16 protein-coding genes are annotated in these 23,891 nt (G+C 68.6%); 13 read left to right on the top strand and 3 right to left on the bottom strand.

Features of this window, described 5'->3' with window-relative positions; translation table 11 throughout:
• Positions 1 to 165: 165 nt before the first annotated feature.
• Entirely contained in the window at positions 166 to 795 is a 630-nt protein-coding gene (locus IC535_RS16365; protein WP_228887440.1) for an OmpW/AlkL family protein, read from the bottom strand.
• A gap of 200 nt (positions 796 to 995) precedes the next feature.
• Between IC535_RS16365 and gap the strand changes: the two genes are divergently transcribed.
• From gap to IC535_RS16325, 8 genes are all read left to right on the top strand, one after another.
• Positions 996 to 1,997, top strand: coding sequence for a type I glyceraldehyde-3-phosphate dehydrogenase (gene gap, locus IC535_RS16360; protein WP_228887439.1), 1,002 nt, complete (start codon positions 996 to 998; stop codon positions 1,995 to 1,997).
• Positions 1,998 to 2,146: 149 nt separating this feature from the next.
• Entirely contained in the window at positions 2,147 to 4,795 is a 2,649-nt protein-coding gene (locus IC535_RS16355; RefSeq protein ID WP_228887438.1) for a DUF2339 domain-containing protein, read from the top strand.
• A complete protein-coding gene (locus tag IC535_RS16350) occupies positions 4,792 to 6,153 on the top strand; it encodes a DUF3999 domain-containing protein (protein ID WP_228887437.1) in 1,362 nt (453 codons plus the stop codon). The genes IC535_RS16355 and IC535_RS16350 overlap by 4 nt, the downstream gene beginning before the upstream one ends.
• Positions 6,154 to 6,417: 264 nt before the next feature.
• Positions 6,418 to 7,593, top strand: coding sequence for a phosphoglycerate kinase (locus tag IC535_RS16345; RefSeq protein ID WP_228887436.1), 1,176 nt, complete (start codon positions 6,418 to 6,420; stop codon positions 7,591 to 7,593).
• A gap of 38 nt (positions 7,594 to 7,631) precedes the next feature.
• Positions 7,632 to 8,300, top strand: a complete 669-nt coding sequence (locus IC535_RS16340; protein ID WP_228887435.1) for an HAD hydrolase-like protein — start codon at positions 7,632 to 7,634, stop codon at positions 8,298 to 8,300.
• 213 nt (positions 8,301 to 8,513) lie between these two features.
• Entirely contained in the window at positions 8,514 to 9,980 is a 1,467-nt protein-coding gene (pyk, locus tag IC535_RS16335; RefSeq protein WP_228887434.1) for a pyruvate kinase, read from the top strand.
• A gap of 139 nt (positions 9,981 to 10,119) precedes the next feature.
• Positions 10,120 to 11,124, top strand: a complete 1,005-nt coding sequence (locus IC535_RS16330) for a class I fructose-bisphosphate aldolase (protein WP_228887433.1) — start codon at positions 10,120 to 10,122, stop codon at positions 11,122 to 11,124.
• Between the two features lie 1,001 nt (positions 11,125 to 12,125).
• Positions 12,126 to 13,451: a M1 family metallopeptidase gene (locus IC535_RS16325; protein ID WP_228887432.1), complete on the top strand. Its 1,326-nt coding sequence runs from the start codon at positions 12,126 to 12,128 to the stop codon at positions 13,449 to 13,451.
• Between the two features lie 18 nt (positions 13,452 to 13,469).
• On the opposite strand, the gene IC535_RS16320 is transcribed toward IC535_RS16325, so the two are convergent.
• Together IC535_RS16320 and cysK are read right to left on the bottom strand one after the other, a co-directional pair.
• Complete coding sequence (locus IC535_RS16320) at positions 13,470 to 14,069, bottom strand: O-acetyl-ADP-ribose deacetylase (protein WP_228887431.1); 600 nt, start codon at positions 14,067 to 14,069, stop codon at positions 13,470 to 13,472.
• Between the two features lie 246 nt (positions 14,070 to 14,315).
• The gene (gene cysK / locus IC535_RS16315) at positions 14,316 to 15,275 is read right to left on the bottom strand and encodes a cysteine synthase A (RefSeq protein ID WP_228887430.1); all 960 of its coding nucleotides are present in this window, start codon (positions 15,273 to 15,275) and stop codon (positions 14,316 to 14,318) included.
• Positions 15,276 to 15,490: 215 nt separating this feature from the next.
• Between cysK and IC535_RS16310 the strand changes: the two genes are divergently transcribed.
• The 5 genes from IC535_RS16310 (at position 15,491) to IC535_RS16290 (ending at position 23,700) form a co-directional block, all read left to right on the top strand.
• The gene (locus IC535_RS16310; protein WP_228887429.1) at positions 15,491 to 16,474 is read left to right on the top strand and encodes a LysR family transcriptional regulator; all 984 of its coding nucleotides are present in this window, start codon (positions 15,491 to 15,493) and stop codon (positions 16,472 to 16,474) included.
• A gap of 247 nt (positions 16,475 to 16,721) precedes the next feature.
• A complete protein-coding gene (locus IC535_RS16305) occupies positions 16,722 to 17,159 on the top strand; it encodes a DUF2946 family protein (RefSeq protein WP_228887443.1) in 438 nt (145 codons plus the stop codon).
• 72 nt (positions 17,160 to 17,231) lie between these two features.
• Positions 17,232 to 19,292 (top strand): TonB-dependent copper receptor, encoded by a 2,061-nt coding sequence (locus IC535_RS16300; RefSeq protein WP_228887428.1) that lies wholly within the window; start codon positions 17,232 to 17,234, stop codon positions 19,290 to 19,292.
• 209 nt (positions 19,293 to 19,501) lie between these two features.
• The gene (locus IC535_RS16295; RefSeq protein WP_228887427.1) at positions 19,502 to 20,578 is read left to right on the top strand and encodes an efflux RND transporter periplasmic adaptor subunit; all 1,077 of its coding nucleotides are present in this window, start codon (positions 19,502 to 19,504) and stop codon (positions 20,576 to 20,578) included.
• Positions 20,575 to 23,700 carry an efflux RND transporter permease subunit gene (locus tag IC535_RS16290; RefSeq protein ID WP_228887426.1) on the top strand — a complete coding sequence of 1,042 codons (3,126 nt, stop codon included), beginning with the start codon at positions 20,575 to 20,577 and terminating at the stop codon, positions 23,698 to 23,700. The genes IC535_RS16295 and IC535_RS16290 overlap by 4 nt, the downstream gene beginning before the upstream one ends.
• The last annotated feature ends 191 nt before the right edge of the window (positions 23,701 to 23,891 follow it).

Raw genomic sequence — 23,891 nt, 5'->3', positions numbered from 1 at the left:
TCAGCGCATATGTCGGTCATTGCCTTTGATCTGAGGCTTTAGTACACAACTTACTCCCCGCAAATCGGTGAAGAACCGAAAAAAATCCCCGGCCGAGGCCGGGGAAAGCGTTGCTGCGAGGGTGTTGCGCTGGTACGACCTGATAAGCCGATCAGAGCCCGCCGATCAGAACTTGAACACGTAGGACACGCCGTAGGCCAGCGGGTCGATGTTGACCGTGCCGATTTTTTCGCCGTTGAGCTTGACCTTGCTGTCGATGTCGATCCAGCGCACGTCCACGCGCAGCGAGCCCTTGTCGTTGATGGCAAAGTCCAGGCCCGCGTGCGCGGCCAGGCCCCAGGAGTCTTCCATCTTCAGCGTGTTGCCGGCCAGCGCGCCGCCGGTCTTCTCGCTGAAGAAGGTGGTGTAGTTGATGCCGGCGCCGACGAACGGGGAGACCTTGCCCTTGCTGTTGAAGTGGTACTGCAGCGAGACCACCGGCGGCAGGTGCTTGGTGCTGCCCACGCCGCCCAGGCCGTCGATGCTGATGTCGTGCTTGAACGGCAGCGCGGCCAGGATCTCGATGCCCAGGTTGTCGGCGATGAAGTACTCGCCGGTGATGGTCGGTTTGATGTCGTTGTCGACGTCGACCTTCAGGGTGCCGCCGGCCAAAGAACCGTTGTTGGACTTCGGGGCGACCTGGTGCACACCGGCACCGATGGTCCAGTCGCCCTTGGACTGGGCCATGGCCGGGGCGGCGGCCAGGGCCAGCGCGGCGGCCAGGCTGGAGAGCAGGAGGGGGGAGGGCTTGCGCATGGGCGTGTCTCGTTGCGGGGTGGAATGGGGCCAGTTTTGCCGTCCCGGCCCCGCTGCGCCTTGATCCGGATCAATCCATGCGATTGCGTCTGTAACCGCTTCCCATCCGGTTCCGGGGGGCCGGGCCCGGTCCGGCCCTGCTAGAATGAACGCCCCTTTCCATCGGCGCCGCACCGTCGCGGCTGCAGGAGCTTGTGAACATGGCAATCAAGGTTGGCATCAACGGTTTCGGTCGCATCGGGCGCAACGTGCTGCGTTCGGCCGTGCTGAACTTCGGCAATGACATCGAAATCGTCGCCATCAACGATCTGCTGGAGCCGGACTACCTGGCCTACATGCTGAAGTACGACTCGGTGCACGGCCGCTTCAAGGCCGATGTGTCGGTGTCGGGCAACGACCTGCTGGTCAATGGCAAGAAGATCCGCCTGACCCAGGAACGCGATCCGGCCAACCTGAAGTGGGACGAAGTGGGCGTGGACGTGGTGATCGAATCCACCGGCCTGTTCCTGACCAAGGACACCGCGCAGAAGCACATCGATGCCGGCGCCAAGAAGGTGATCCTTTCGGCGCCGTCCAAGGACGACACCCCGATGTTCGTGTTCGGCGTGAACGACAAGACCTACGCCGGCCAGGCGATCATCTCCAATGCGTCGTGCACCACCAACTGCCTGGCGCCGTTGGCCAAGGTGATCAACGACAAGTGGGGCATCAAGCGCGGTCTGATGACCACCGTGCATGCGGCCACCGCCACCCAGAAGACCGTCGATGGCCCGTCCAACAAGGATTGGCGCGGCGGCCGCGGCATCCTGGAGAACATCATTCCGTCCTCCACCGGTGCGGCCAAGGCTGTCGGCGTGGTGATCCCGGAGCTGAACAAGAAGCTGACCGGCATGAGCTTCCGCGTGCCGACCTCGGACGTGTCGGTGGTTGATCTGACCGTCGAGCTGGAAAAGGAAGCCACCTACGCCGAGATCTGCGCCGAAGTGAAGGCACAGAGCGAAGGCGCGCTGAAGGGCATCCTCGGCTACACCGAAGACAAGGTGGTGGCCACCGATTTCCGCGGCGAGACCCACACCTCGGTGTTCGACGCCGATGCCGGCATCGCGTTGGACAGCACCTTCGTCAAGCTGGTGTCCTGGTACGACAACGAGTGGGGCTATTCCAACAAGTGCCTGGAAATGGTCAAGGTCGTCGCCGCGTAATATCGGCCGGCCAATGCCTCGAGGCAACAACGGCGGACCGCAGGGTCCGCCGTTTTTTTTTGCCCGGCCCTGATTCAGTTAGCATGGCCGCGTGCCTCGGTACCGCGCGGTCTGGCGGGCGCCGGGGCCTCTTTCGAGGATGGCGTGGAATGGAAGCTCTGATTGCCCTGGTGGTGCTGGTCCTGCTGCTGGTTCCGGTGCTGCTGGTGGTGGCCCTGGTGATGATTTCCGGGCTGCGCCGGCGGGTGGCGGCCCTGGAACAGCAGCGCCTGGACGCGACGGCGGCCTGGCCCGAGACGCCGATCCCGACAGCACAGCCGCTGGCCCGGACCGAACAACCGTATCGGCCGGCGGCTCCTACCGCACCGGTTGCCGTGCCGGCTGTCGCAGCGGCCACCACGGTCGGGGCCGTCGACCTGCCGCCACCCTTGCCGCCCCTGGCACCGCCGGCCGCCGCTGCGGTGGCGCCACCTCCGCCGCCGGCCGGCCCCGGCCTGGCCGAGCGTCTGCTGGGCACGGTCAAACAGTGGTTCACCGAGGGCAATGTGCCGGTCAAGATCGGCATGCTGGTGCTGTTGGCCGGTGTGGCCGCGCTGCTCAAGTACGCCAGCGACCAGGGCTGGTTGAACGCGCCGATCGAACTGCGCCTGGCCGCGATCGCGGCCGGTGCGCTGGGCGGGCTGGTGTTCGGCTGGATCCAGCGCGACCGCCGCCGCCTGTTCGCGCTGGCGCTGCAGGGCGGGACGATCGGCATCCTGCTGCTGACCATCTTCGCCGCCTTCAAACGCTACGACCTGATCGATGCGCTGCCGGCCTTTGCGATGAGCGTGCTGCTGATCGCCGGGATTGGCGTGCTGGCCGTGCTGCAGAACTCGCGCACGCTTGCGGTGCTGGGCATCCTGGCCGGGTTCATGGCGCCGATCTGGCTGTCCACCGGCAGTGGCAACCATGTCGCGCTGTTCTCGTACTACGCCGTACTCAATGGCGCCATCCTGGCCATTGCCTGGTGGCGGCCGTGGCGGGTACTCAACCTGCTGGGCTTTGCCTTCACCTTCGGCATTGGAACGGCCTGGGGCGTGCTGCAGTACCAGGCCGACAAGTTCGCCAGTACCGAACCGTTCCTGCTGCTGTTCTTCGCCTTCTACCTGCTGATCCCGATCCTGTACGCGCGCCGCCAGCCGGCCGAGAAGCGCGACCTGGTCGATGGCAGCCTGGTATTCGGCACCCCGCTGATCGCGTTCTCGCTGCAGGCCGGCATGCTGCACCAGGACCGCCTGCTGCTGGCGCTGTGCGCGCTGGCCCTGGCCACGCTGTATGCCGCACTGGGCTGGGCGCTGATCCGGCGCCCGCGCTATGCCGCGCTGGGCCAGTCGCATGCGGTGCTGGCGGTGGGGTTTGCCACGCTGGCGGTACCGCTGGCGCTGTCGGCACGGGCCACCGCCGGCGTGTTCGCGCTGGAAGGCGCGGCACTGGCATGGCTGGGCCTGCGCCAGCGCCGCTGGTTGCCGCAGATCGCCGCGGCCTTGCTGCAGCTGGGCGCGGCGTTCGGCTTCGTGGTCGGTGCCGATTACTGGCACAACGACGCCAACGCGATCGCCAACCCGACCTTCATGAGCGGCCTGCTGCTGGCGGTGGCCGGGTTCGCTTCGGCATGGAGCTACCGGCGTGCGCGGCAGGATGCGCCGGCGCTGGTGTATTACCTCTGGGGCCTGCTGTGGTGGCTGGGCGGGGCGGTGCATGAAGTCGGCCGCTTTGTCGTGCACGACAGCCGCCCCGATGCGTTGCTGATCGCGGTGGCGGTCACCGCTTGGATCGCCGCCGAAGTGCATCGGCGGGCGCCCGCGCGTGCGTTGGCGCTGACCACCCTGGCGATGCTGTTGAGTGCGTTCCCGTTGGCGCTGTGGCAGGCCGATGTGCACCAGCAGCCGTTCGCCGGTTACGGCGCGCTGGCCTGGGCGGTATTCGCCGCGCTGGGCGTGCGCAGCCTGTGGTGCCTGCGCGATGGACAGGACCGGGCGGCGCTGGCGGCGCAGTTCAGCTGGTGGCTGCTGTGGCCGACGGTGCTGTCGCTGGCCTGCATGTGGCTGGCCGACCGCTTCGGCCTGGCCCAGGGCTGGTCGGTGGCATTGGCGTTGCTGCCCTGGTTGCTGCTGGCCGGCGTCGCCCTGCTGCGCTGGCCGTGGCTGGCGGTGCCGCTGGGCGCGCGCTTCGATGTGCTGCGCCAGGTGCTGACCGCCACCGTGTTCGTGGTGCTGGGCGTGAGTTGGCTGTGCCTGTTGTTCGCGCCGGCATCGGCCGTGCCGCTGCCGTGGCTGCCGCTGCTCAATCCGATGGAACTGGCCCAGCTGGCCGTGCTGGCCCTGGCGGTGCGCTGGCTGTGGTCGGTGCAGGCGCCGCGGGTACTGGGCGGCAGGCGCGTGCCGTTGCTGGCCATTGCCGGTTTCATCCTGCTCACCAGCACTACCCTGCACACCGTGCACCACTGGGGCGCGGTGCCGTGGAACGACCGGCTGTGGTCCTCGACCCTGGCCCAGACCAGCCTGACCGTGGTCTGGAGCGTGCTCGGGGTGATCAGCTGGGTGTGGGGCTCGCGCCGTGGCCAGCGCACGTTGTGGCTGGTCGGTGCGGTGCTGATGGGCGTGGTGCTGGCCAAGCTGGTGCTGATCGACCGCCAGCACCTGGGCAACCTGCTGGGTATTTCTTCCTTCATCGCCTACGGCCTGCTGTGCACGGTCGTGGGTTACCTGGCGCCGGCTCCGCCGCGCGCGCCCGATGCCGACCTGGAGCAACAGCCGTGAACCCTCTGCGTACCCTGATCGCGGCTCTGGCGCTGGCGGCCGCACCGGCCCTGGTGCTGGCCGCCGACGCGCGCCAGGACTATCGCCAGCAATGGCCGTTGCAGCTGTCCCAGCCGCAGGCCGGGGCCTACCGGCTAATGCTGGACGAGGCCGTGTACCGCAGCGCGGTATCGCCGCGGCTGGCCGATGTGCAGGTGTTCAACGCGCAGGGCCAGGCCCTGCCGTCGGCGCTGCTGGCCGCCGACCAACCCCTGGCGCAGGCCGCGCAGTGGCAAAGCCTGCCGTGGTTCCCGCTGCCGGCACTGCGCGGTTCGGCCGCCGATGACCTGCACCTGCTGGCCGAGCGCAATACCGATGGCAGCGTGCGCCGGGTCGAGGCGCGGTTGGGCAGTGGCGGCGCAAGCGCGCAGCCGGCCGGGTGGTTGATCGATGCCGCTGCCTTGCGGGTCGAGGTGCAGGCGCTGCGCCTGGACTGGCAGACCCAGGCCGCCGTGCAGGCGAGTGTGCGGGTGGAGGCCAGCGACGACCTGCGCGACTGGAGCCGCATCGCCGATGAGGTGGCGCTGGTGGACCTGCAGCACGACGGCCGCCGGCTGCAGCAGCGACGCATCGGGATCGGGCGCAAGGCGCGCTACTACCGCATCCTGCCGCTGGGCGCGCAGGCCCTGCCGACGCTATTGGCGGTGCAGGCTGAACTGGCGCCGGCCGCGCAGTCGGTGGACTGGCGCTGGCAGTCGCTGGCCGGCCGTGCCGGCAAGCCGGGCGAGTTCGAGTACCGGCTCGACGGCCGCTTCCCGATCGCGCAGGCCGATATCGCCACCGCCGACAACAGCGTGGTGCAGTGGACCCTGCTCAGCCGCGACGATCCCGAACAGCCCTGGCAGGTACGCGCCGGGCCGTGGGTGGCCTACCAGCTGCAGGATGCCGCGCAGCGCCGCCAATCGCAGACCCAGCCGCTGGCGGTGGCCAGCCGCGACCGCTACTGGAAGCTGATGGCCGCCCAGGCGCAGCCGAGCCAGGCGCCGACCCTGAAGCTGGGTTACCAGCCCGAGGCGCTGGTGTTCCTCAGCCAGGGAGCGCCGCCCTACAGCGTGGCCGCCGGCAGCGTGCGGGCCGCGCGCAGCGACGCCCCGGTGGGCACGGTGATCGCGCAGCTGCGCCAGCAGCAGGGCGCGCAGTGGCAACCGGCGTTGGCCACCGTGCAGGGACCAGCACAGGTGCTGGCCGGCGATGCTGCACTGACGGCGCCGCGCGACTGGAAGCAGTGGCTGCTATGGGGCCTGCTGGTGCTGGGCGTGCTGATCGTCGGCGGATTCGCGCTGAGCCTGCTGCGGCAGAAGCCGGCCGATCCGGCGTAATGCGCGACCGCCGGCGATGACCAACGGTCATCGCCTACCGCGGCGGGGGTAGGTACCGACCGTTGGTCGGTACATCGGTTGGACCGTTGGTCGGTAGATCGGTTGGACCGTTGGGGCGGTACACCGGTTGGACCGTTGCTCGTTACAGGCAAGCGATGAAAACGCGGTCATCGCCGGCCCATTTGCGATGCACCGGCGCAGCCGGGACAATGGGCATGCGCGCCGTGCGCGGCGCCCTTTCCTTTCCCGCCAAAGAGTTGCCCCATGTCCATCGTTCGCATGACCGACCTCGATCTCTCCGGCAAGCGCGTGTTGATCAGGCAAGACCTGAACGTGCCGATCGAAGACGGCCGCATCACCTCCGAGCAGCGCATCAGCGCATCGTTGCCGACGTTGAAGCTGGCCCTGGAGAAGGGCGCGGCGGTGATGGTCACCTCGCACCTGGGGCGGCCGAAGGAAGGGGTATGGAGCGAAGCCGATTCGCTGGCGCCAGTGGCGCTGCGCCTGTCGGCCCTGCTTGGCGTGGACGTGCCGCTGGTGCGCGACTGGGTCGATGGCGTGGCGGTGGCGCCGGGATCGATCGTGCTGCTGGAAAACTGCCGCATGAACGTGGGCGAAGCCAAGGACGATGAAGCGCTGGCGAAGAAGTACGCCGCGCTGTGCGATGTGTTCGTGATGGATGCCTTCGGCACCGCGCACCGTGCCCAGGCGTCCACCCACGGGGTGATCCGCTTCGCCCCGGTGGCGGCCGGTGGCCCGCTGCTGATGGCCGAGCTGGACGCGCTGGCCAAGGCCCTGCTGGCGCCCGCACCGCCGCTGCTGGCGATCGTCGCCGGCAGCAAGGTCAGCACCAAGCTGGAACTGCTGTCCAGCCTGGTCGGCAAGGTCGACCAGCTGATCGTCGGTGGCGGCATCGCCAATACCTTCATCGCCGCGGCCGGCCATCCGGTCGGCAAGTCGCTGTACGAGCCGGACCTGCTGGAGACCGCGAAGAAGATCGTGGCCGATGCCAAGGCGCGCGGTGCCGACATCCCGCTGCCCACCGACGTGGTGGTGGCCAAGCAGTTCCTGCCCGGCGCAGAAGCCACGGTGAAGGCCGTCGCCGACGTGGCCGAGGACGACCTGATCCTGGACATCGGTCCGGACACCGCCCAGCGCTATGCGGGCCTGATCGCCAAGGCCGGCACCGTGGTCTGGAACGGCCCGGTCGGCGTGTTTGAATTCGAGGCCTTCAGCCATGGTACCGAGGCGCTGGCCCGTGCGATCGCGGCCTCGCCGGCATTCTCGATCGCCGGTGGCGGCGACACCCTGGCCGCAGTCGACAAGTACGGCATCGCCGGCGAGGTGAGCTACATCTCCACCGGTGGTGGCGCGTTCCTGGAGTTCCTGGAAGGCAAGACCCTGCCGGCGGTGGCCGCACTCGACGCCCGGGGCGCGTGATGGCCGAGGAGCGGTCGGTGACGGGCGACGCCCGGTGGATGACGACCGTTGGTCGTCATTCCGAAGAACAGCGCGCAGCGCTGTTCTTCGACCTCGACGGGACGCTGATCGATTCGGCCGTGGGCATCACCCAATGCGTGGCGCATGCGCTGACCCGGATGGGCAAGCCGGTGCCGCCGCTGGAAGAACTGCGGCACTGGATCGGGCCGTCGCTGCGCACCAGCTTCGCGCCGCTGTTCGATGACCCGGCCGATGTGGAGCAGGCGGTCACCTACTACCGCGAACGCTTCGACGTGGTCGGCTGGCGCGAGCATGAGGTGTACCCGCGGATCGGCGAGGTGGTGCGGGACCTGCACGACCGCGGCCACCGGCTGGCCATCGTCACCGCCAAGAACGAACCGCACGCACGCCGCATCATCGCGCACCTGCCGTTCGGCGGGTGCTTCGAGGACGTGATCGGGGCGACCATCGACGGCAGCCGCAGCGAGAAGCCGCAACTGGTCGCCGAGGCGCTGCAGCGGCTGTCATTGACGCCCGAACAGTGCTGGATGATCGGCGACCGGCGCATGGATATCGCCGGCGCGCGCCATCACGGCATGCGCAATATCGGCGTGTTGTGGGGATTTGGCGGCGCCCAGGAGCTGCAATCGGCCGGCGCCCAGCACGTGGTAAGTGCCCCGGATGAGCTGCTGTCCGTGCTCGCCTGAGCCATCCGGCGGCGTCCCGTACGCTGCCGCATGTCGCGCGCAAAGCCAGCCGGGTCGGGGCTTGCTGCGGTATCGCGGTCGACCGATGTCCGCCCGGCGGTCCGCCGCTGTCTGCAGGACATCGGCAAGAACCAGCTACGCCAAGGCTGTAAACGTATTCATGGGACGTGAAGGGTGTGCTAATTTCAGTTCTTTCCCGGGAGCCCATTTACCATGATTGAGCGTCAGCGCCGCACCAAGATCCTCGCCACCCTCGGACCGGCGACCGACCCGCCGGGCGTGCTGGAGGATCTGTTCCGCGCCGGCGTGAACGTGGTGCGTTTGAACTTCAGCCACGGCGATCCGTCCGGCCAGGCCAAGCGCGCCGCCGACGTGCGCGCCGCCGCGCAGCGCGTGGGCGTGGAAGTGGGCATCCTGGCCGACCTGCCGGGCCCGAAGATCCGCATCGAGCGTTTCACCGAAGGCAAGATCAAGCTCAAGGCCGGCGACCGCTTCGACCTGGTGGCCTCGGCCACCCCGCCGCCGGGCGACACCACCCAGGTGGGCGTGAGCTACCTGGGCCTGCCGCAGGACGTGGTGGCCGGCGACGTGCTGCTGCTCGACGATGGCCTGATGCAGCTGCAGGTGCTCGAAGTGCAGGGCGAGCGCATCATCAACACCGTGCTCAACGACGGCGTGCTGTCCGACCGCAAGGGCCTGAACAAGCAGGGCGGCGGCCTGTCGCTGGGCGCGCTGACCGAGCGCGACAAGGAACTGATCGGCATCGTGGCCAAGATCGGGGTGGACTTCATCGCCGTCTCGTTCTGCCGCAATGCGCAGGACATGAACGACGCCCGCGAGATCGCTGAATCGCACGGCTGCTTTGCGGCGCTGGTGTCCAAGATCGAGCGCACCGAAGCGATCGAGAACCTGGAAGAGATCATCGACGCCAGCGACGTGGTGATGGTGGCCCGTGGCGACCTGGGCGTGGAAATCGGCGATGCCGAACTGCCGGGCCTGCAGAAGAAGATCATCAAGGCCTCGCTGGCGCAGAACAAGGTGGTGATCACCGCCACCCAGATGCTGCAGTCGATGGTGGAAAGCCCGATCCCGACCCGCGCCGAAGTACTGGACGTGGCCAACTCGGTCATCGACGGTACCGATGCGGTGATGCTGTCGGCCGAAACCGCCGCCGGTGCGTATCCGGTCAAGGCGGTTGAAGCGATGGCGCGGATCTGCCTGGGCGCCGAGCGCCAGTTCCAGACCGAGACCGACTTCGGCGCCTCGCCGCGCGGGCTGGAGCGTGCCGACCAGGCCATCGCCATGGCCACCATGTTCCTGTCCCAGCACGTGGGCGTGCGCGCGATCGTGGCGATGACCGAATCCGGTGGCACCGCGCGTTACCTGTCGCGCTTCCGTGCCTCGGCGCCGGTGTTCGCGGTGACCCGCCACGACGGCGCGCGCCGGCAGATGGCGCTGATGCGCGATGTGTTCCCGATCAACTTCGACAGCCGCGGCTTCACCCCGCGCGAAGCGGCCCGCGGCAGCATCCGCCTGCTGGTGGAAGCCAACCAGCTGCAGGCCGGCGACCGGGTGGTGTTCACCAGCGGTGAGCACATGGAAACCCATGGCGCCACCAACACCCTGCGCCTGCTGGAAGTGGGCGAAGACGGCCGCGCCAGCGGCCTGGGCGAGCTGTAAGAGGATGCGAGGGCGGCGCGCCGGCATGGCGCGCCGTCACGCCGGGCAAGCTGAAAGCGTTTCCAGATCGCGTGTACAGCCAGTTCACGGGGGCGGCCCGCTATAATTGGGGTTTTCCCGCACCCGCCACAGGAAATACATGAGCATCGAACAGCTGGCTGAAACCGCCCAGGCCATGGTCGCCCCGGGCAAGGGCATCATCGCAATCGACGAATCCACCGGCACCATCGGCAAGCGCTTCGCCAGCGTCGGCCTGGAAAACACCGAAGAGAACCGTCGCGCCTACCGCGAAATGCTGCTGACCACGCCGAAGCTGAACGAGCATATCTCCGGCGCGATCCTGTACGACGAAACCATCCGTCAGTCCACCAAGGACGGCGTGCCGTTCGCCAAGTACATGGCCGACCACGGCATCATCCCGGGCATCAAGGTCGACAAGGGCGCCCACGCGCTGGCCGGCTGCCCCGGTGAGCTGGTGACCGAAGGCCTGGACGGCCTGCGCGAGCGCCTGCAGGAGTACTACAAGCTGGGTGCGCGTTTTGCCAAGTGGCGTGCGGTGATCAACATCGGCGAGAGCATCCCGTCGGGCACCTGCATCGAGTCCAACGCGCATGCGCTGGCCCGTTATGCGGCGCTGTGCCAGGAATGCGGCCTGGTGCCGATGGTCGAGCCGGAAGTGATCATGGACGGCGACCACGACATCGAGACCTGCTACGAAGTCACCGAGGCCACCCTGCGTTCGCTGTTCGACGCGCTGTACCAGCAGAACGTGCTGCTGGAAGGCACCATCCTGAAGGCCTCGATGGTCATCTCGGGCAAGGGCTGCGAAGAGCAGGCCGACGTCGAGGAAGTGGCCGAGTCGACCGTGATGTGCCTCAAGAGCACCGTGCCGGCGATCCTGCCGGGCGTGGTGTTCCTGTCCGGCGGCCAGACCGACGAACAGTCCACCGCGCACCTGGATGCCATGAACCAGATGGGCAACCTGCCGTGGCCGCTGAGCTTCTCCTACGGCCGCGCCATGCAGCAGGCCGCGCTGAAGCTGTGGGCCAAGGACACCAAAGCCAACATCGCCAAGGCCCAGCAGACCGTGTACGACCGCGCCAAGGAAAACGGCCTGGCCGCACAGGGCAAGTGGAACGGCTGATACCGGCCTGACCGCGAATGAAGAAACGCCGGCCTCGCGCCGGCGTTTTTTTGGGTTCTTCGTCGATTTGCGCGAACTCACCTGCGAGCTACAGCCTCAGATCAACGGCAGTGACCGGTATGCGCTGATTGGGCTGGCGCGGGTGGGTTGGCGGGACACGCCGTGAACCCCGCTCCGCGGCCCGGCCCAGCCGCCGGCGGCTGAGCGTTCAGTCGCATGCGAGGCAGTGCCTCGCAAGCAATGCGCCTTCACCCATGGGGGCTTGGCGAAAACATCCATGTTTTCGACAGTCCCGCCAACCCACCCACGCCAACCCTCCACACATGGCTGGTACGCATGGGAAAGCGTAGGTCCAAGCCAAGCTTGGACAACGTGATGCCGAGACGAAGTGTGTCCAATCACGGGTCGGACCTACCCCCGATGGGGTTGCCAGGAATTGGAGCAGTAGGGCCCACCGATGGTTGGACGCCGTTGCCGTTGTCGTTGCTGTTGCTGTCGCTGGTGATCTTGACCTTGATTTACCTCCCCCTTGGAGCGAGCCGAGCATCGCAGCGGCAGTGGGGGCGAAGAGGCGCGGGCCAAGCATGAAGCGTGCTAAGGGATGCGCGGCAACACATGGGCGCGTGGCGACGCGTTGGAGCGACCGGCGCCCGCTGGTCTGGGGGCGCGAGCGAAGCGAGTTCCGCGCCGTCCCCCGATGACGCGAGAAGCGCAGGGAACCGGCGGGCGCAGCCCGCTGGCGAGCGGACGGGGGCGTGTTCTTTGGTTACTTTCTTGCACGAGCAAGAAAGTGACTCGCGTCCCGAAGGGGCACGAAACGCTTTCGACGTTGACGTCATCCGCGAAGCGGAAAAGCAACAGCATCCAACGGCCGGCATCACCAACCTCTCTACCCTGCCAACGACCTTTGGACGGCAGCCCTGGACCTGGGCGAAGAACCCTTTGGCCAACCCCCCGGTGCTCTGTCACGATGCGATCCATCGTTTGCCTGGATCGACCCGATGATCGTGCGTGCCTGTGCACTGCTGCTGTTACCACTGCTCCTTGCCTGCACCGTCGCGCAGGCCGCGCCGTCGCGCGGATTCGATGTGCTGCACTACGCGGTCGCGCTGGTGCCCGACATCGCCGCCAAGCGCGTACAGGGCCAGCAGACCCTCCGCTTCAGGGCCGGGCAGCCGCTGCCCACGCTCACCCTGGATGTGGGCGAGCTTGAGGTGACCGCAGTGATGCAGGGCAATCGCGTGCTGGCCTTCGAACAGGGCGACCAGCAGCTGCGCATCCGCTTGCCCACGCCGCTCAAACGCGGCGCCGTGGCCGAGCTGCGCATCCTCTACCAGGGCGCGCCGACGTTCGGCCTGGAATTCGACCCCGCACGCGACGAGGTCTATACGATCTTCTCCACCCGCCAGTGGATGCCCTCGGTGGACGCACCGGACGAGCGCGCCACGCTCGACCTGTCGGTGACGCTGCCGCCGGCGCTGCTGGCCACCGGCACCGGGCGCGCGCTGCCCACGCGTACGCTGGCCGATGGCCGCCATGAACATCGCTGGCGGCTGGATACGCCGATGCCCGGCTATGTGTATGGCTTCGCGGCAGGCCGCTACCAGCAGGCCACGCAACAGCATGGGGCGGTCCAGCTGCGTTTCCTTTCCGTGGACCGTACGCCGGCCCAGTTGCGTAGCGTGTTCGCGCGCACCGGCGACATGCTCGACTTCTTCGCCGCGCGCGCCGGCCTGCCGTATCGCGGTGATTACCAGCAGGCACTCGTGGCCAGCACCATCGGGCAGGAAATGGCGGGGGTGTCGTTGATGTCCGAGGCCTACGGGCAGGATGTGCTTGCCGATCCCAGCCAGACCGCGTTGATGGCCCATGAGGCCGCGCACCAGTGGTGGGGCAACCGGGTGACCTGCGCCAGCTGGCAGCATTTCTGGCTCAATGAAGGATTCGCCAACTTCATGACCGCCGCCTACCTGCAGCAGGCGCAGGGCGAGGCCGCCTATCAATCGCAGGTGCAGCGCTGGCGCACGCGCTGGGAGGCCGTGCGTGCGAAGGGCGCCGACCATGCGCTGGTCTATGCGAACTGGGATTCGCCCAGCGGCGACGACCGCACGGTGGTCTACCAGAAGGGAGCCTACGTGCTGCACCTGCTGCGCAGCGAACTGGGCGAGGAGGTGTTCTGGCACGGTATCGGCGACTACACCCGCGCCAACGACGGCCGCTCGGTGGTCACCGCCGATTTCCAGCGGGCCATGGAGAAGGCCGCTGGACGTTCGCTGCAGCCGTTCTTCGCGCAGTGGGTCTACGCCGCGGCGGCAGCGGCGCGGTAACCGGCCCCGCTGGCTGGCTCAGTGCGCCGCCGCCGGTGGCAGGCCGAGCTCCAGCGACGGCAGCAGCGGCGCGGGCGGGGCATCGATCGGCTGGCCCTGGGCGGCCAACGCCGACTGGTAGGCCTTGAAGGTGGCCGCGTTGTAGGCCACCAGGATGATCCGCCGCGGCTGCTGGTGCGAGCGCTGCCAGGTCAGGATCTCGGTGGCGGCGATCTGCGCGGCCTGGTGCAGCGGGTAGCCGAACACCCCGCAGCTGATCGCCGGGAACGCGATCGACTGCACGTCCAGCTTTTCGGCCAGCTGCAGCGATTTCCAGTAGCAGTTGGCCAGCAGCGCCGGTTCGTCGCGCTGGCCGTCCTGCCAGACCGGGCCGACGGTATGGAAGACATATCGTGCCGGCAGCTGGTAGGCCGCCGTGGCGCGGACCTCGCCGGTGGTGCAGCGGATGCCCGGGCGGATTTCGGCCAGCGCCCGGCATTCGGCCAGCAGTTGCGGACCCGCCGCGCGGTGGATCGCGCCGTCCACGCCGCCGCCGCCGAGCAGGGACTCATTGGCCGCGTTGACGATCGCATCCACCGCCAGGGTCGTGATGTCGCCCTGCCACACTTCGATCTTCATGCGTACCACTCCTGACTGAAACCGGGTCCATGCAACGGGATGCCACCTCGACGCCTGCACGTTACCGGGCAGGACGTCCAGGCTGCGTCATCGTCGTCTCAAGCAGTGCGACCCGGCGTGCACTGCCCCGCATTCATACGATGGGGGGCGCTGCCTTCACCGCAGATGAAGGCGGCAACGCGACCTGAATACGAACACGCCCACCAGGAGGTGGGCGTCGGTGGGATATGCAGGACAACGCGGGGATCAGGGCAGACCGGCCAGCCAGTCGTCGTCGGAGCCGTCATTGATGTCGGCAAACAACGGCGTGGAGAAGTAACGCTCGCCGGTGTCGGGCAGCATCGCCAGGATCACGCTGCCCGGCGCGGCGCGCTCGGCGATGTCCAGCGCACTGGCCACGGTGGCGCCGGCCGAGATGCCGACGAAGATGCCTTCCTCGGCGGCCAGCCGGCGCGAGGTCTCGATCGCGCGGGTATCGTCGATGCTCAGCAGTTCGTCGTAGACGCTGCGGTTGAGCACCTCCGGCACGAAGTCCGGGGTCCAGCCCTGGATCTTGTGCGGCTTCCATTCCTCGCCCTTGAGCAGGGCCGCGCCGGTGGGTTCGGTGGCCACGATACGGGTGTCCGGGCGCGCCACCTTGAGCACTTCGCCCACCCCGGTCAGGGTGCCGCCGGTGCCCCAGCCGGTCACGAAGTAGTCCAGCCGCCTGCCGGCGAAGTCGCGCAGGATCTCCGGGGCGGTGGTATTGCGGTGGTAGGCCGGATTGGCCGGGTTGGCGAACTGGCTGGCCAGGAACCAGCCGTGCTCGTCGGCCAGCTCCTTCGCGCGGCGCACCATGCCCGAGCCGCGCTCGGCGGCCGGGGTCAGGATCACCTTGGCACCGTAGGCGCGCATCAGCTTGCGGCGCTCGATCGAGAAGGTTTCCACCATGGTGGCCACGAACTTGTAACCGCGCGCGGCGGCCACCATCGCCAGCGCCACGCCGGTGTTGCCCGAGGTCGCTTCGACGATGGTATCGCCGGGCTTGAGCACGCCGCGGGCCTCGGCGTCGAGGATGATCGCCAGCGCCAGCCGGTCCTTGACCGAGCCGCCGGGGTTGAACGACTCGACCTTGGCATACACGGTGACGTGCGCCGGGGCGAGGCGGTTCAGGCGCACCACCGGGGTGTTGCCGATGGTGTCCAGGATCGAGTTGTACAGGGCCATGGGTTGCTCCGAGGTAGGTCCGGCCGCCGCATCGGGGCGGCGGCGCGCAGGAAGGGCCGGTGCCGGCCCGGCCGGGATCGATCAGACCGTAGCGCCGGCATATGACCGCGCGAAATGACCTGATTACCTTCTTAAACAACATTTGGTTATAAGCTGGTGACGGCAATTGCCCTACAGTCGGATTGCCCTCCCTTCGCCTGCCGTGCCGCACGCCCATGACGCTGACCCAACTCCGTTATCTGGTGGCCATCGCCGACGCCGAGCTGAACATCACGCTGGCCGCCTCGCGCGTTCATGCCACCCAGCCCGGCCTGTCCAAGCAGCTCAAGCAGCTGGAAGACGAGCTGGGCTTCCTGCTGTTCGTGCGCAAGGGCCGCAGCCTGGAAGCGGTGACCCCGGCCGGGGTGGAAGTGATCGGCCGTGCCCGTGCGGTGCTGGGCGAAGCCAACAATATCCGTACCTATGCCGCCAACCAGCGCCGCGAAAGCCAGGGCCAGCTGGTGCTGACCACCACCCATACCCAGGCGCGGTTCGTGCTGCCGCCGGCGGTGGCGCGGATCAAGCAGGCCTATCCGCAGGTCAGCGTGCATCTGCAGCAGGCCGCCGAAAGCGATGCGCTGGACCTGCTCAGCCAGGGCGATGCAGACATCGCCATCATCTCCACCGCTGGCGCCGAACCCGGTGCCGGCATCGCCATTCCGCTGTACCGCTGGCGCCGGCTGGTGCTGGTGCCGCGCGGCCATGCACTGGACCGCCCCGGCGCGGCGCCGGACCTGCAGGCGCTGGCCGGCCATCCGCTGATCAGCTACGAATCCTCCACCCGCGGCAGCTCTTCGTTGCAGCGTGCCTTCGCCAGTGCCGGGCTGACCCCGGACATCGCCCTGACCGCGCTGGATGCGGACCTGATCAAGACCTATGTACGCACCGGCCTGGGCGTGGGCCTGCTGGCGGAAATGGCGGTCAATGCCGGCGACGAAGACCTGCGCGCCTGGCCGGCGCCGGCCCCGATCGACGAGTGCATCGCCTGGGCGGTGCTGCCGCGCGACCGGGTGCTGCGCGACTACGCGCTGGAACTGGTGCACGTGCTGGCGCCGCAGATCGATACGCGCGACCTGCGCCGGGTGATCGACGGCAACCAGGAAGCCAACTGGCCGTTGCCGCCGACCTGGGAATCGCTGACGCAGACCATCACCGTCTGAGAAGCGACGGTGATGGCCGCGCATGCTTCCTCTACCCCGCGCCTTTGGCGCGCCCCCTTCAACAGAAGGGGGCTTTTCTCCAGACGGGGTGAGGGAATCGGCCGGGGCTTTGCAGAGGCCGCTGCGACGGTTGGTCGCAGGGCTTTGGGCTGCCCGACCAACGGTCGGGCGCTACCATGACGGGGTGAACGTCCGCCGTCGCCCGTATGCCGTCTTTCTGCAGCTTGCCTTCGTGGCGACGCTGCTGATGGCGCTGGCGCCGCTGGTCAGCCGCTGGCGGCAGGCGCATGCCGAGGCGCCGCTGATGCTGATGCCGATGGGCATGGCGATGCCCGGCATGGACCACCCGATGCCCGCGCCGGCGCCAACCGCCGACCCGCATGCCGGCCACCACATGGCCGGGCATGGCACGCCTGCGCACGCGCTGCCGGCACACACGATGCACAGCGATGCCGCACCGGATGACACCCCCGCACCCACGCCGCCGCTGAGCGAACACGCCGGCCACGGCGAGGCCTGCGAGTACTGCATGATGGCCTCGCGGCTGATGCCGTGGCTGGCGGTATTGATCCTGCTGCTGCCGGCGCTGCCGGTGATCGCACCCCGCGTGCCGCGCGCGGTGGCCACGCCACGCAGCCTGCGCTGGCCCGCACACGCCGCCCGCGGCCCGCCGCTGCACGCCTGAAACCGTCATCTCCTTCCTGTTGCGCGACGCCGTGATGGCGCCGCGCGCCTGTGCGTTTTCCGGAGTTCCATCATGAATATTCGTTCCCGCAGCGCGGGCGCATCGACGCGCCTGTCTGTTTCCCTGTCCCTGGTACTGGCCGCATTGCCGTTGCAGGCTGCCGAGCGCGACACCGCGCAGACCCTGGACACCTTGGTCGTCACCGCCACCGCGCCGTCCTCGCCGCTGCACTGGGTCACCGACCCGCGGCTGCCGCGCCAACCGGTGCCGGCCAGCGATGGCGCCGACTACCTCAAGACCGTGCCTGGCTTCTCGGCGGTCCGTAACGGCGGCACCAACGGCGACCCCGTGCTGCGTGGCATGTTCGGTTCGCGGCTGAACATCGTCAGCAACGAGGGCAACCTGATCGGCGCCTGCCCGTCGCGGATGGACAACCCGCTGTCCTATATCGCCCCGGAAACCTTCGACCGGCTGACCATCATCAAGGGCCCGCAAAGCGTGCGCTGGGGTGCCGGTGCGTCGGCCGGCACGGTGCGCTTCGAACGCGACACCCCGCATTTCGATGCCCCCGGCATCGACCTCAACGCCAGCGCCCTGGTCGGCTCGCGCAACCGCAACGACCAGGTGCTGGACCTCACCGCCGGCGCAGCGCAGGGCTATGTGCGGGTCAACGGCAACCGTTCCGAAGCCGACGACTACACCGACGGCAACGGCGAGGTGGTGCCATCGAAGTGGCGCAAGTGGAACAGCGACGTGGCCGTCGGCTGGACCCCCGATGCCGACACCGTGCTGGAACTGTCGGCCGGCAGCGGTGATGCCATTGCCCGCTATGCCGGGCGTGGCATGGATGGTGCCGCGTTCAAGCGCACCAGTTACGCCGCCCGCTTCGAGAGGGACAACCTGCCCGGCGCCTGGGACAAGCTGCTGGCCAACGTCTACTACAACGACGCCGACCACCTGATGGACAACTACACCCTGCGCACCCCCAACCCGGCCAGCAGCATGCCGATGCCGATGGCCGCCAACGTGGACCGGCGCACCCGCGGTGGCCGCATCGCCTCGGAATGGCGCTGGCAGGGCATCGCGATCGTGGCCGGCGTCGACGCGCAGGACAGCCGCCACCGCAGCCGCAACGGCATGGGCCGCAACACCTACCGCCAGCAACCCTGGGAGACCGACGCACGCTTCGAAAACCTGGGCGCCTTCACCGAAATCACCCTGGGCGAGGGCACCGCCCGGCGCTGGGTGGGCGGCCTGCGTATCGACCGCGCCGAGGTCACCGACCAGCGCGCCAGCACCGGCATGATGGCCATGCCCAATCCCAGCGCCGGCCAGCGGCGCCGCGAAAACCTCGGCAGCGGCTTCCTGCGCATGGAACGCGACATCGCGCCGGCGCTGACCTGGTATGCCGGCATCGGCCACAGCGAACGCATGCCCGACTACTGGGAACTGTTCTCCCCCGACCGGGGGCCGGTCGGCACGGTCAACGCGTTTTCCGCCATCGCGCCGGAGAAAACCACCCAGCTCGATCTTGGCCTGCAGTACCGCAGCGAGCGCCTCAACGCCTGGGTATCGGCCTATGCCGGGCGCCTGCAGGACTACATTCTGTTCACCTACCGGGACGGCGGCATGATGGGCAGCATGAGCCAGGCCAGCAACGTCGATGCGCGCATCGCCGGCGCCGAAGCCGGCGCCGACCTGCGCCTGGGCCAGCACTGGAAACTCGGCGGCACGCTCGCCTATGCCTGGGGCGAGAACCGCAGCAGCGGCGGCCCGCTGCCGCAGATGCCACCGCTGGACGCCCGCCTCAGCGCGAGCTGGGAGGGCCAGCGCTGGACCCTGGGCGCCCTCGGCCGCGCCGTGGCCCGCCAGCACCGCGTCGCCGATGGCCAGGGCAACGTGGTGGCGCGCGACCTGGGGCCCAGCGCAGGTTTTGCCACCCTGGCGCTCAATGCCAGCTATCGGCTCGGTGAGGGGCTGCTGCTCAGTGCCGGAATCGACAACCTGTTCGACCGCGCCTACAGCGAACACCTGAATCTGGCCGGCAGTGCCGATTTCGGCTTCCCGGCCGACCCGGTGCGGATCAACGAGCCGGGCCGCACCGCGTGGATGAAGGTGAATTACCGCTACTGACCTGCCAGGTGGCGCCGGGCAGGGCCCGGCGCCACCGTGGCCCGCCCGGCGTCGGCCGACACCCGCCGATACACGTTGACACACAGCCGGCGGCCCCAGCACGAAAGGGGTTGCGGCCGTCACCCGGTGCCGGTAAACGCTTGGCACATATGCCCGGATGGCCCCGGCCCGTACACTCGGCGGTCGTGCAACAACCGGGATTGTTTTTCATGTTGGGACGCAATACAGGGCGCTTCGCCGCTGGCCTGGCCCTGGCCCTGCTGGCCGGGTGCGGCAGCAAGGACCAGGCCGCGCGTGGGCCGGCCGAGGTCGTGCCGGTCACCACCCAGGTGGTGCAGCCCTCCGCATGGAGCGACACCCTGCAGGCGCTGGGTACCGCCAAGGCCCGCGAGTCGGTGACCATCACCGCCAAGGTCAGCGAAATCATCGAGACCGTGCACTTCGAAAGCGGCCAGCAGGTTGCCGCCGGCACGCCGCTGGTCACCCTGCGCGGGCAGGCCCAGGAAGCGGCCCTGCTGCAGGCCCAGGCGACCTTCGCCGAGGCCGACCAACTGTACAGGCGCCAGCGCGAACTGGCCGCCCAGCAACTGGTGGCCAGCGCCACCCTGGATACCCAGCGCGCGATCCGCGATGCGGCCGCCGCGCGCGTACGTGAAATGCAGTCGGACATCGGCGACCGCCGGGTGCGCGCGCCGTTTGCCGGCGTGCTCGGTATCCGCCAGGTCAGCGCCGGTTCGCTGCTGACCCCGGCCACCACGATCGCCACGCTCGACGACATCGAGCGCATGCATGTCGACTTCCAGGTGCCCGAAGCCGAACTGGCCACGCTGTCGCAGGGCGACAAGGTCAGCGCCACCAGCGTGGCCTATCCCGGCCGGCAGTTCGACGGGGTGGTGGCCACCATCGATACCCGGGTCGACCCGGGCACGCGCGCGGTGACCGTGCGCGCCGACTTCATCAACACCGACCACGCGCTGCGCCCGGGCATGCTGCTGGATGTGCGCATGTTCCGCCCCGAGCGCCAGGCCCTGGTCATCCCCGAAATCGCCGTGGTCCAGGTGGGCCGCGATTCGTTCGTGTACCGGGTCAAGGCCGACCACAGCGTCGAACGCATCGACATCAGCAGCGGTGCGCGCCGCGCCGGCGTGGTCGAAATCCGCAGCGGGCTCAAGGCCGGCGACCGCATCGTGGTCGACGGTACCGGCAAGCTGCGCCCGGGCCTGAAGGTGGATGACCGTCCCGATCCCGCCGTGGCGGCAACCAAGTCCAGCGGCGCCGCCGGATGAAACTCTCCGACGTCTCCATCCAGCGCCCGGTGTTTGCCGTGGTGATGAGCCTGCTGCTGGTGGTGCTGGGCATCATGTCGTTCACCCGGCTGACCCTGCGCGAGCTGCCGGCCATCGACCCGCCGATCGTCTCGGTGTCGGTGGACTACACCGGCGCCTCGGCCGCGGTGATCGAAAGCCGCATCACCCAGGTGCTGGAAGACGCGCTGGCCGGCATCGAAGGCATCGACACCATCAACGCGCGCAGCTCCAACGGCCGCGCCCAGGTCAGCATCGAGTTCAATTCCAACCGCGATATCGAAGCGGCGGCCAACGACGTGCGCGATGCGGTCAGCCGGGTCGCCGACCGCATGCCCGAAGAGGCGCGCCCGCCGGAGATCGCCAAGGTCGAAAGCGACGCCGACCCGATCATCTGGTTCAACATGACCTCCTCCAGCATGGACACGCTGGAGTTGAGCGACTACGCCGACCGCTACGTGGTCGACCGTTTCTCCAGCCTGGACGGGGTAGCCCAGGTACGCATCGGCGGCCGCCAGCGTTACGCCATGCGGATCTGGCTGGACCGCGACCAGTTGGCCGCGCGCGGCTTCACCGTGGGCGACGTGGAAACCGCGCTGCGCAACGAAAACGTCGAACTGCCGGCCGGCCGGATCGAATCGACCGACCGCGATTTCACCCTGCGGGTGGAGCGCAACTACGTCAAGCCCGAGGACTTCGCCACCATTCCGCTGGGCAAGGGCGCCGATGGCTACGTGGTCCGCATGGGCGATGTGGCCAAGATCGAGCTGGCCTCCTCCGAGCGCCGCGCCTATTACCGCAGCAATGGCGAGCCGGGCATCGGCCTGGGCATCGTCAAGACTTCCACGGCCAACTCGCTGGACGTGGCCCGCACCGCGCGCGCCGAAGCCGAGCGGGTCGGGCTGACCCTGCCCGAAGGCACCCACATCTTCGTGGCCTTCGACAACACCACCTTCATCGAGGCGGCCGTGGACCGCGTGTACGCCACGCTGGTGGAAGCCATGCTGCTGGTGCTGGTGGTGATCTGGCTGTTCCTGGGCAGTTTCCGCGCCGCCTTGATTCCGGCGGTGACCGTGCCGGTGTGCCTGGTCGCCGCGTTCATCGCACTGTATGCGTTCGGCTTCTCGATCAACCTGCTGACGTTGCTGGCGTTGGTGCTGTGCATCGGGCTGGTGGTCGATGATGCGATCGTGGTGGTGGAGAACGTGCAGCGCCGCATCGACCTGGGCGAGCCGCCGCTGGTGGCCTCCAAGCGCGGCAGCGCGCAGGTCGCCTTTGCGGTGATCGCCACCACGGCGGTGCTGGTGGCGGTGTTCCTGCCGGTCGGCTTCCTGGAAGGCAATACCGGGCGCCTGTTCCGCGAACTGGCCGTCGCCCTGGCCGCGGCGGTGGCGTTGTCGGCGTTCGTGTCGCTGACGCTGACCCCGATGATGGCCTCCAAGCTGCTCAAGCCGCATACCGGCAAAGCGCCGCGCGGCCTGCACGGGGTGATCAACCGCAACCTGGACCGGGTTTCGGCCGCCTACGGGCGCGTGCTCGATGCGCACGTGGGGCGCACCTGGATCTACGTGGTGGTGATGGTGCTGTCGTTGCTGGCCAGCGGCCTGCTGCTCATGGTGCTGCCCTCCGAACTGGCGCCGGCCGAAGACCGCGGCTCGTTCCAGATCATGATCGATGGCCCCGAGGGCGCCGGCTACGACTACACCGTGGCCCAGGTGCAGCAGGTGGAGAAGGTGGTGGCCGGTTTCGTCGGCGACGACAAGCCGATCGTGCGCGCCAACCCGCGCGTGCCCGGGGGCTTCGGTGCCAGCGAGGAAATGCATACCGGTCGCATCAGCGTGTTCCTGCAGCCGTGGCGGCAGCGCGCGATCGGCACCCCGGAGGTGGCCGCCGAGCTGCAGACGCATTTGAACGATCTGCGCGGCGTGCGCGTGCGCACCCAGGTCGGTGGCGGCCTGGTGCGCAGCCAGGGCCAGCCGTTCCAGATCGTGCTGGGCGGCCCGGAGTACGCCGAGATCGCGCAGTGGCGCGACCGCCTGCTGCAACGCATGGCCGACAACCCCGGCCTGGTCGGCGCCGATTCGGACTACAAGGAAACCCGGCCGCAGATGCGGGTCAACATCGACCGCCAGCGCGCGGCCGACCTGGGCGTGTCGGTCACCGCGATCGGCAGCGCGCTGGAAACCATGATGGGCTCGCGCCGGGTCACCACCTTCGTCGACAACGGCGAGGAATACGACGTGCTGGTCCAGGCCGGGCGCGACGGCCGCGCCTCGCCAGCCGACCTGGCCGCGATCCGGGTGCGCGCCAGCAGCGGTGAACTGGTGCCGTTGTCCAACCTGGTCACCCTCAGCGAAGTGGCCGAAGCCGGTTCGCTGAACCGCTTCAACCGGCTGCGTTCGATCACCATCAGCGCCGGCCTGGCCCCGGGCTATCCGCTCGGCGAGGCGATCGCCTGGGCGCAGCAGACCGCCCGCGAAGAGCTGCCCCAGCACGCCCAGCTCGACTGGAAGGGCGAGTCGCGCGAATACCAGAACGCCGGCGGCGCGGTGCTGCTGACCTTCGCGATGGCGCTGCTGGTGGTGTTTCTGGTGCTGGCCGCGCAGTTCGAGAGCTTCATCCACCCGCTGGTGATCATGCTGACCGTGCCGCTGGGCGTGCTCGGCGCGCTGCTGGGGCTGTATGTCAGCGGCGGCAGCATCAATCTGTTCAGCCAGATCGGGATCGTGATGCTGGTCGGCCTGGCGGCCAAGAACGGCATCCTGATCGTGGAATTCGCCAACCAGCTGCGCGATGAGGGCCGCACTGTGCACCAGGCCATCGTCGAATCGGCGATGGTGCGGCTGCGCCCGATCCTGATGACCTCGATCGCCACGGTGGTCGGTGCGGTGCCGCTGGTGGTCGCCGGCGGCCCCGGCTCGGCCAGCCGCGGCACGATCGGCATCGTGGTGATCTTCGGCGTCGCGGTGTCCACCTTCCTGTCGCTGTTCGTGGTGCCGGCGTTCTATGCGCTGCTGGCCCCGTACACGCAGTCGCCTGAAACGGTGGCGCGCGAGCTGGAGCGGCAGGAACAACAGACCCCGTCGGTGGGCGGGCATGCCTGAGCCGGCGCCGCGCGGCCTGGCCCGCGGCGGCCATCGGCTGCCCTGAGCGGCCGGCGGGCCCCACCCCGGGCCGGTCCAGGCCAGGCCGGCCGGCCTGATCCGGCGGCCGGCCCGGCAAGGCGCAATCGGCGCTACCCGTGGCGGCCGCGATCAGGGAGAATCGAACCGGTCCCCTCCAGCCGTCGGGACGT

This window comes from Stenotrophomonas rhizophila (assembly GCF_020857975.1).
GTDB lineage: Bacteria > Pseudomonadota > Gammaproteobacteria > Xanthomonadales > Xanthomonadaceae > Stenotrophomonas > Stenotrophomonas rhizophila_C.
The sequence above is the reverse complement of the archived record's forward strand: the minus strand, read 5'-3'. Positions and strand labels throughout refer to the sequence as shown.

What these genes read in the sequence shown, in the direction of transcription:
- IC535_RS16330 (WP_228887433.1), top strand. Translation starts at nt 10,120, where the DNA reads ATGAGCATCGAACAGCTGGCTGAAACCGCCCAGGCCATGGTCGCCCCG.
- IC535_RS16290 (WP_228887426.1), top strand. Translation starts at nt 20,575, where the DNA reads ATGAAACTCTCCGACGTCTCCATCCAGCGCCCGGTGTTTGCCGTGGTG.
- pyk (WP_228887434.1), top strand. Translation starts at nt 8,514, where the DNA reads ATGATTGAGCGTCAGCGCCGCACCAAGATCCTCGCCACCCTCGGACCG.
- IC535_RS16305 (WP_228887443.1), top strand. Translation starts at nt 16,722, where the DNA reads ATGGCGCTGGCGCCGCTGGTCAGCCGCTGGCGGCAGGCGCATGCCGAG.
- IC535_RS16310 (WP_228887429.1), top strand. Translation starts at nt 15,491, where the DNA reads ATGACGCTGACCCAACTCCGTTATCTGGTGGCCATCGCCGACGCCGAG.
- IC535_RS16320 (WP_228887431.1), bottom strand. Translation starts at nt 14,069, where the DNA reads ATGAAGATCGAAGTGTGGCAGGGCGACATCACGACCCTGGCGGTGGAT.
- IC535_RS16340 (WP_228887435.1), top strand. Translation starts at nt 7,632, where the DNA reads ATGACGACCGTTGGTCGTCATTCCGAAGAACAGCGCGCAGCGCTGTTC.
- IC535_RS16345 (WP_228887436.1), top strand. Translation starts at nt 6,418, where the DNA reads ATGTCCATCGTTCGCATGACCGACCTCGATCTCTCCGGCAAGCGCGTG.
- gap (WP_228887439.1), top strand. Translation starts at nt 996, where the DNA reads ATGGCAATCAAGGTTGGCATCAACGGTTTCGGTCGCATCGGGCGCAAC.
- IC535_RS16295 (WP_228887427.1), top strand. Translation starts at nt 19,502, where the DNA reads ATGTTGGGACGCAATACAGGGCGCTTCGCCGCTGGCCTGGCCCTGGCC.
- IC535_RS16300 (WP_228887428.1), top strand. Translation starts at nt 17,232, where the DNA reads ATGAATATTCGTTCCCGCAGCGCGGGCGCATCGACGCGCCTGTCTGTT.
- IC535_RS16325 (WP_228887432.1), top strand. Translation starts at nt 12,126, where the DNA reads ATGATCGTGCGTGCCTGTGCACTGCTGCTGTTACCACTGCTCCTTGCC.
- cysK (WP_228887430.1), bottom strand. Translation starts at nt 15,275, where the DNA reads ATGGCCCTGTACAACTCGATCCTGGACACCATCGGCAACACCCCGGTG.
- IC535_RS16365 (WP_228887440.1), bottom strand. Translation starts at nt 795, where the DNA reads ATGCGCAAGCCCTCCCCCCTCCTGCTCTCCAGCCTGGCCGCCGCGCTG.
- IC535_RS16355 (WP_228887438.1), top strand. Translation starts at nt 2,147, where the DNA reads ATGGAAGCTCTGATTGCCCTGGTGGTGCTGGTCCTGCTGCTGGTTCCG.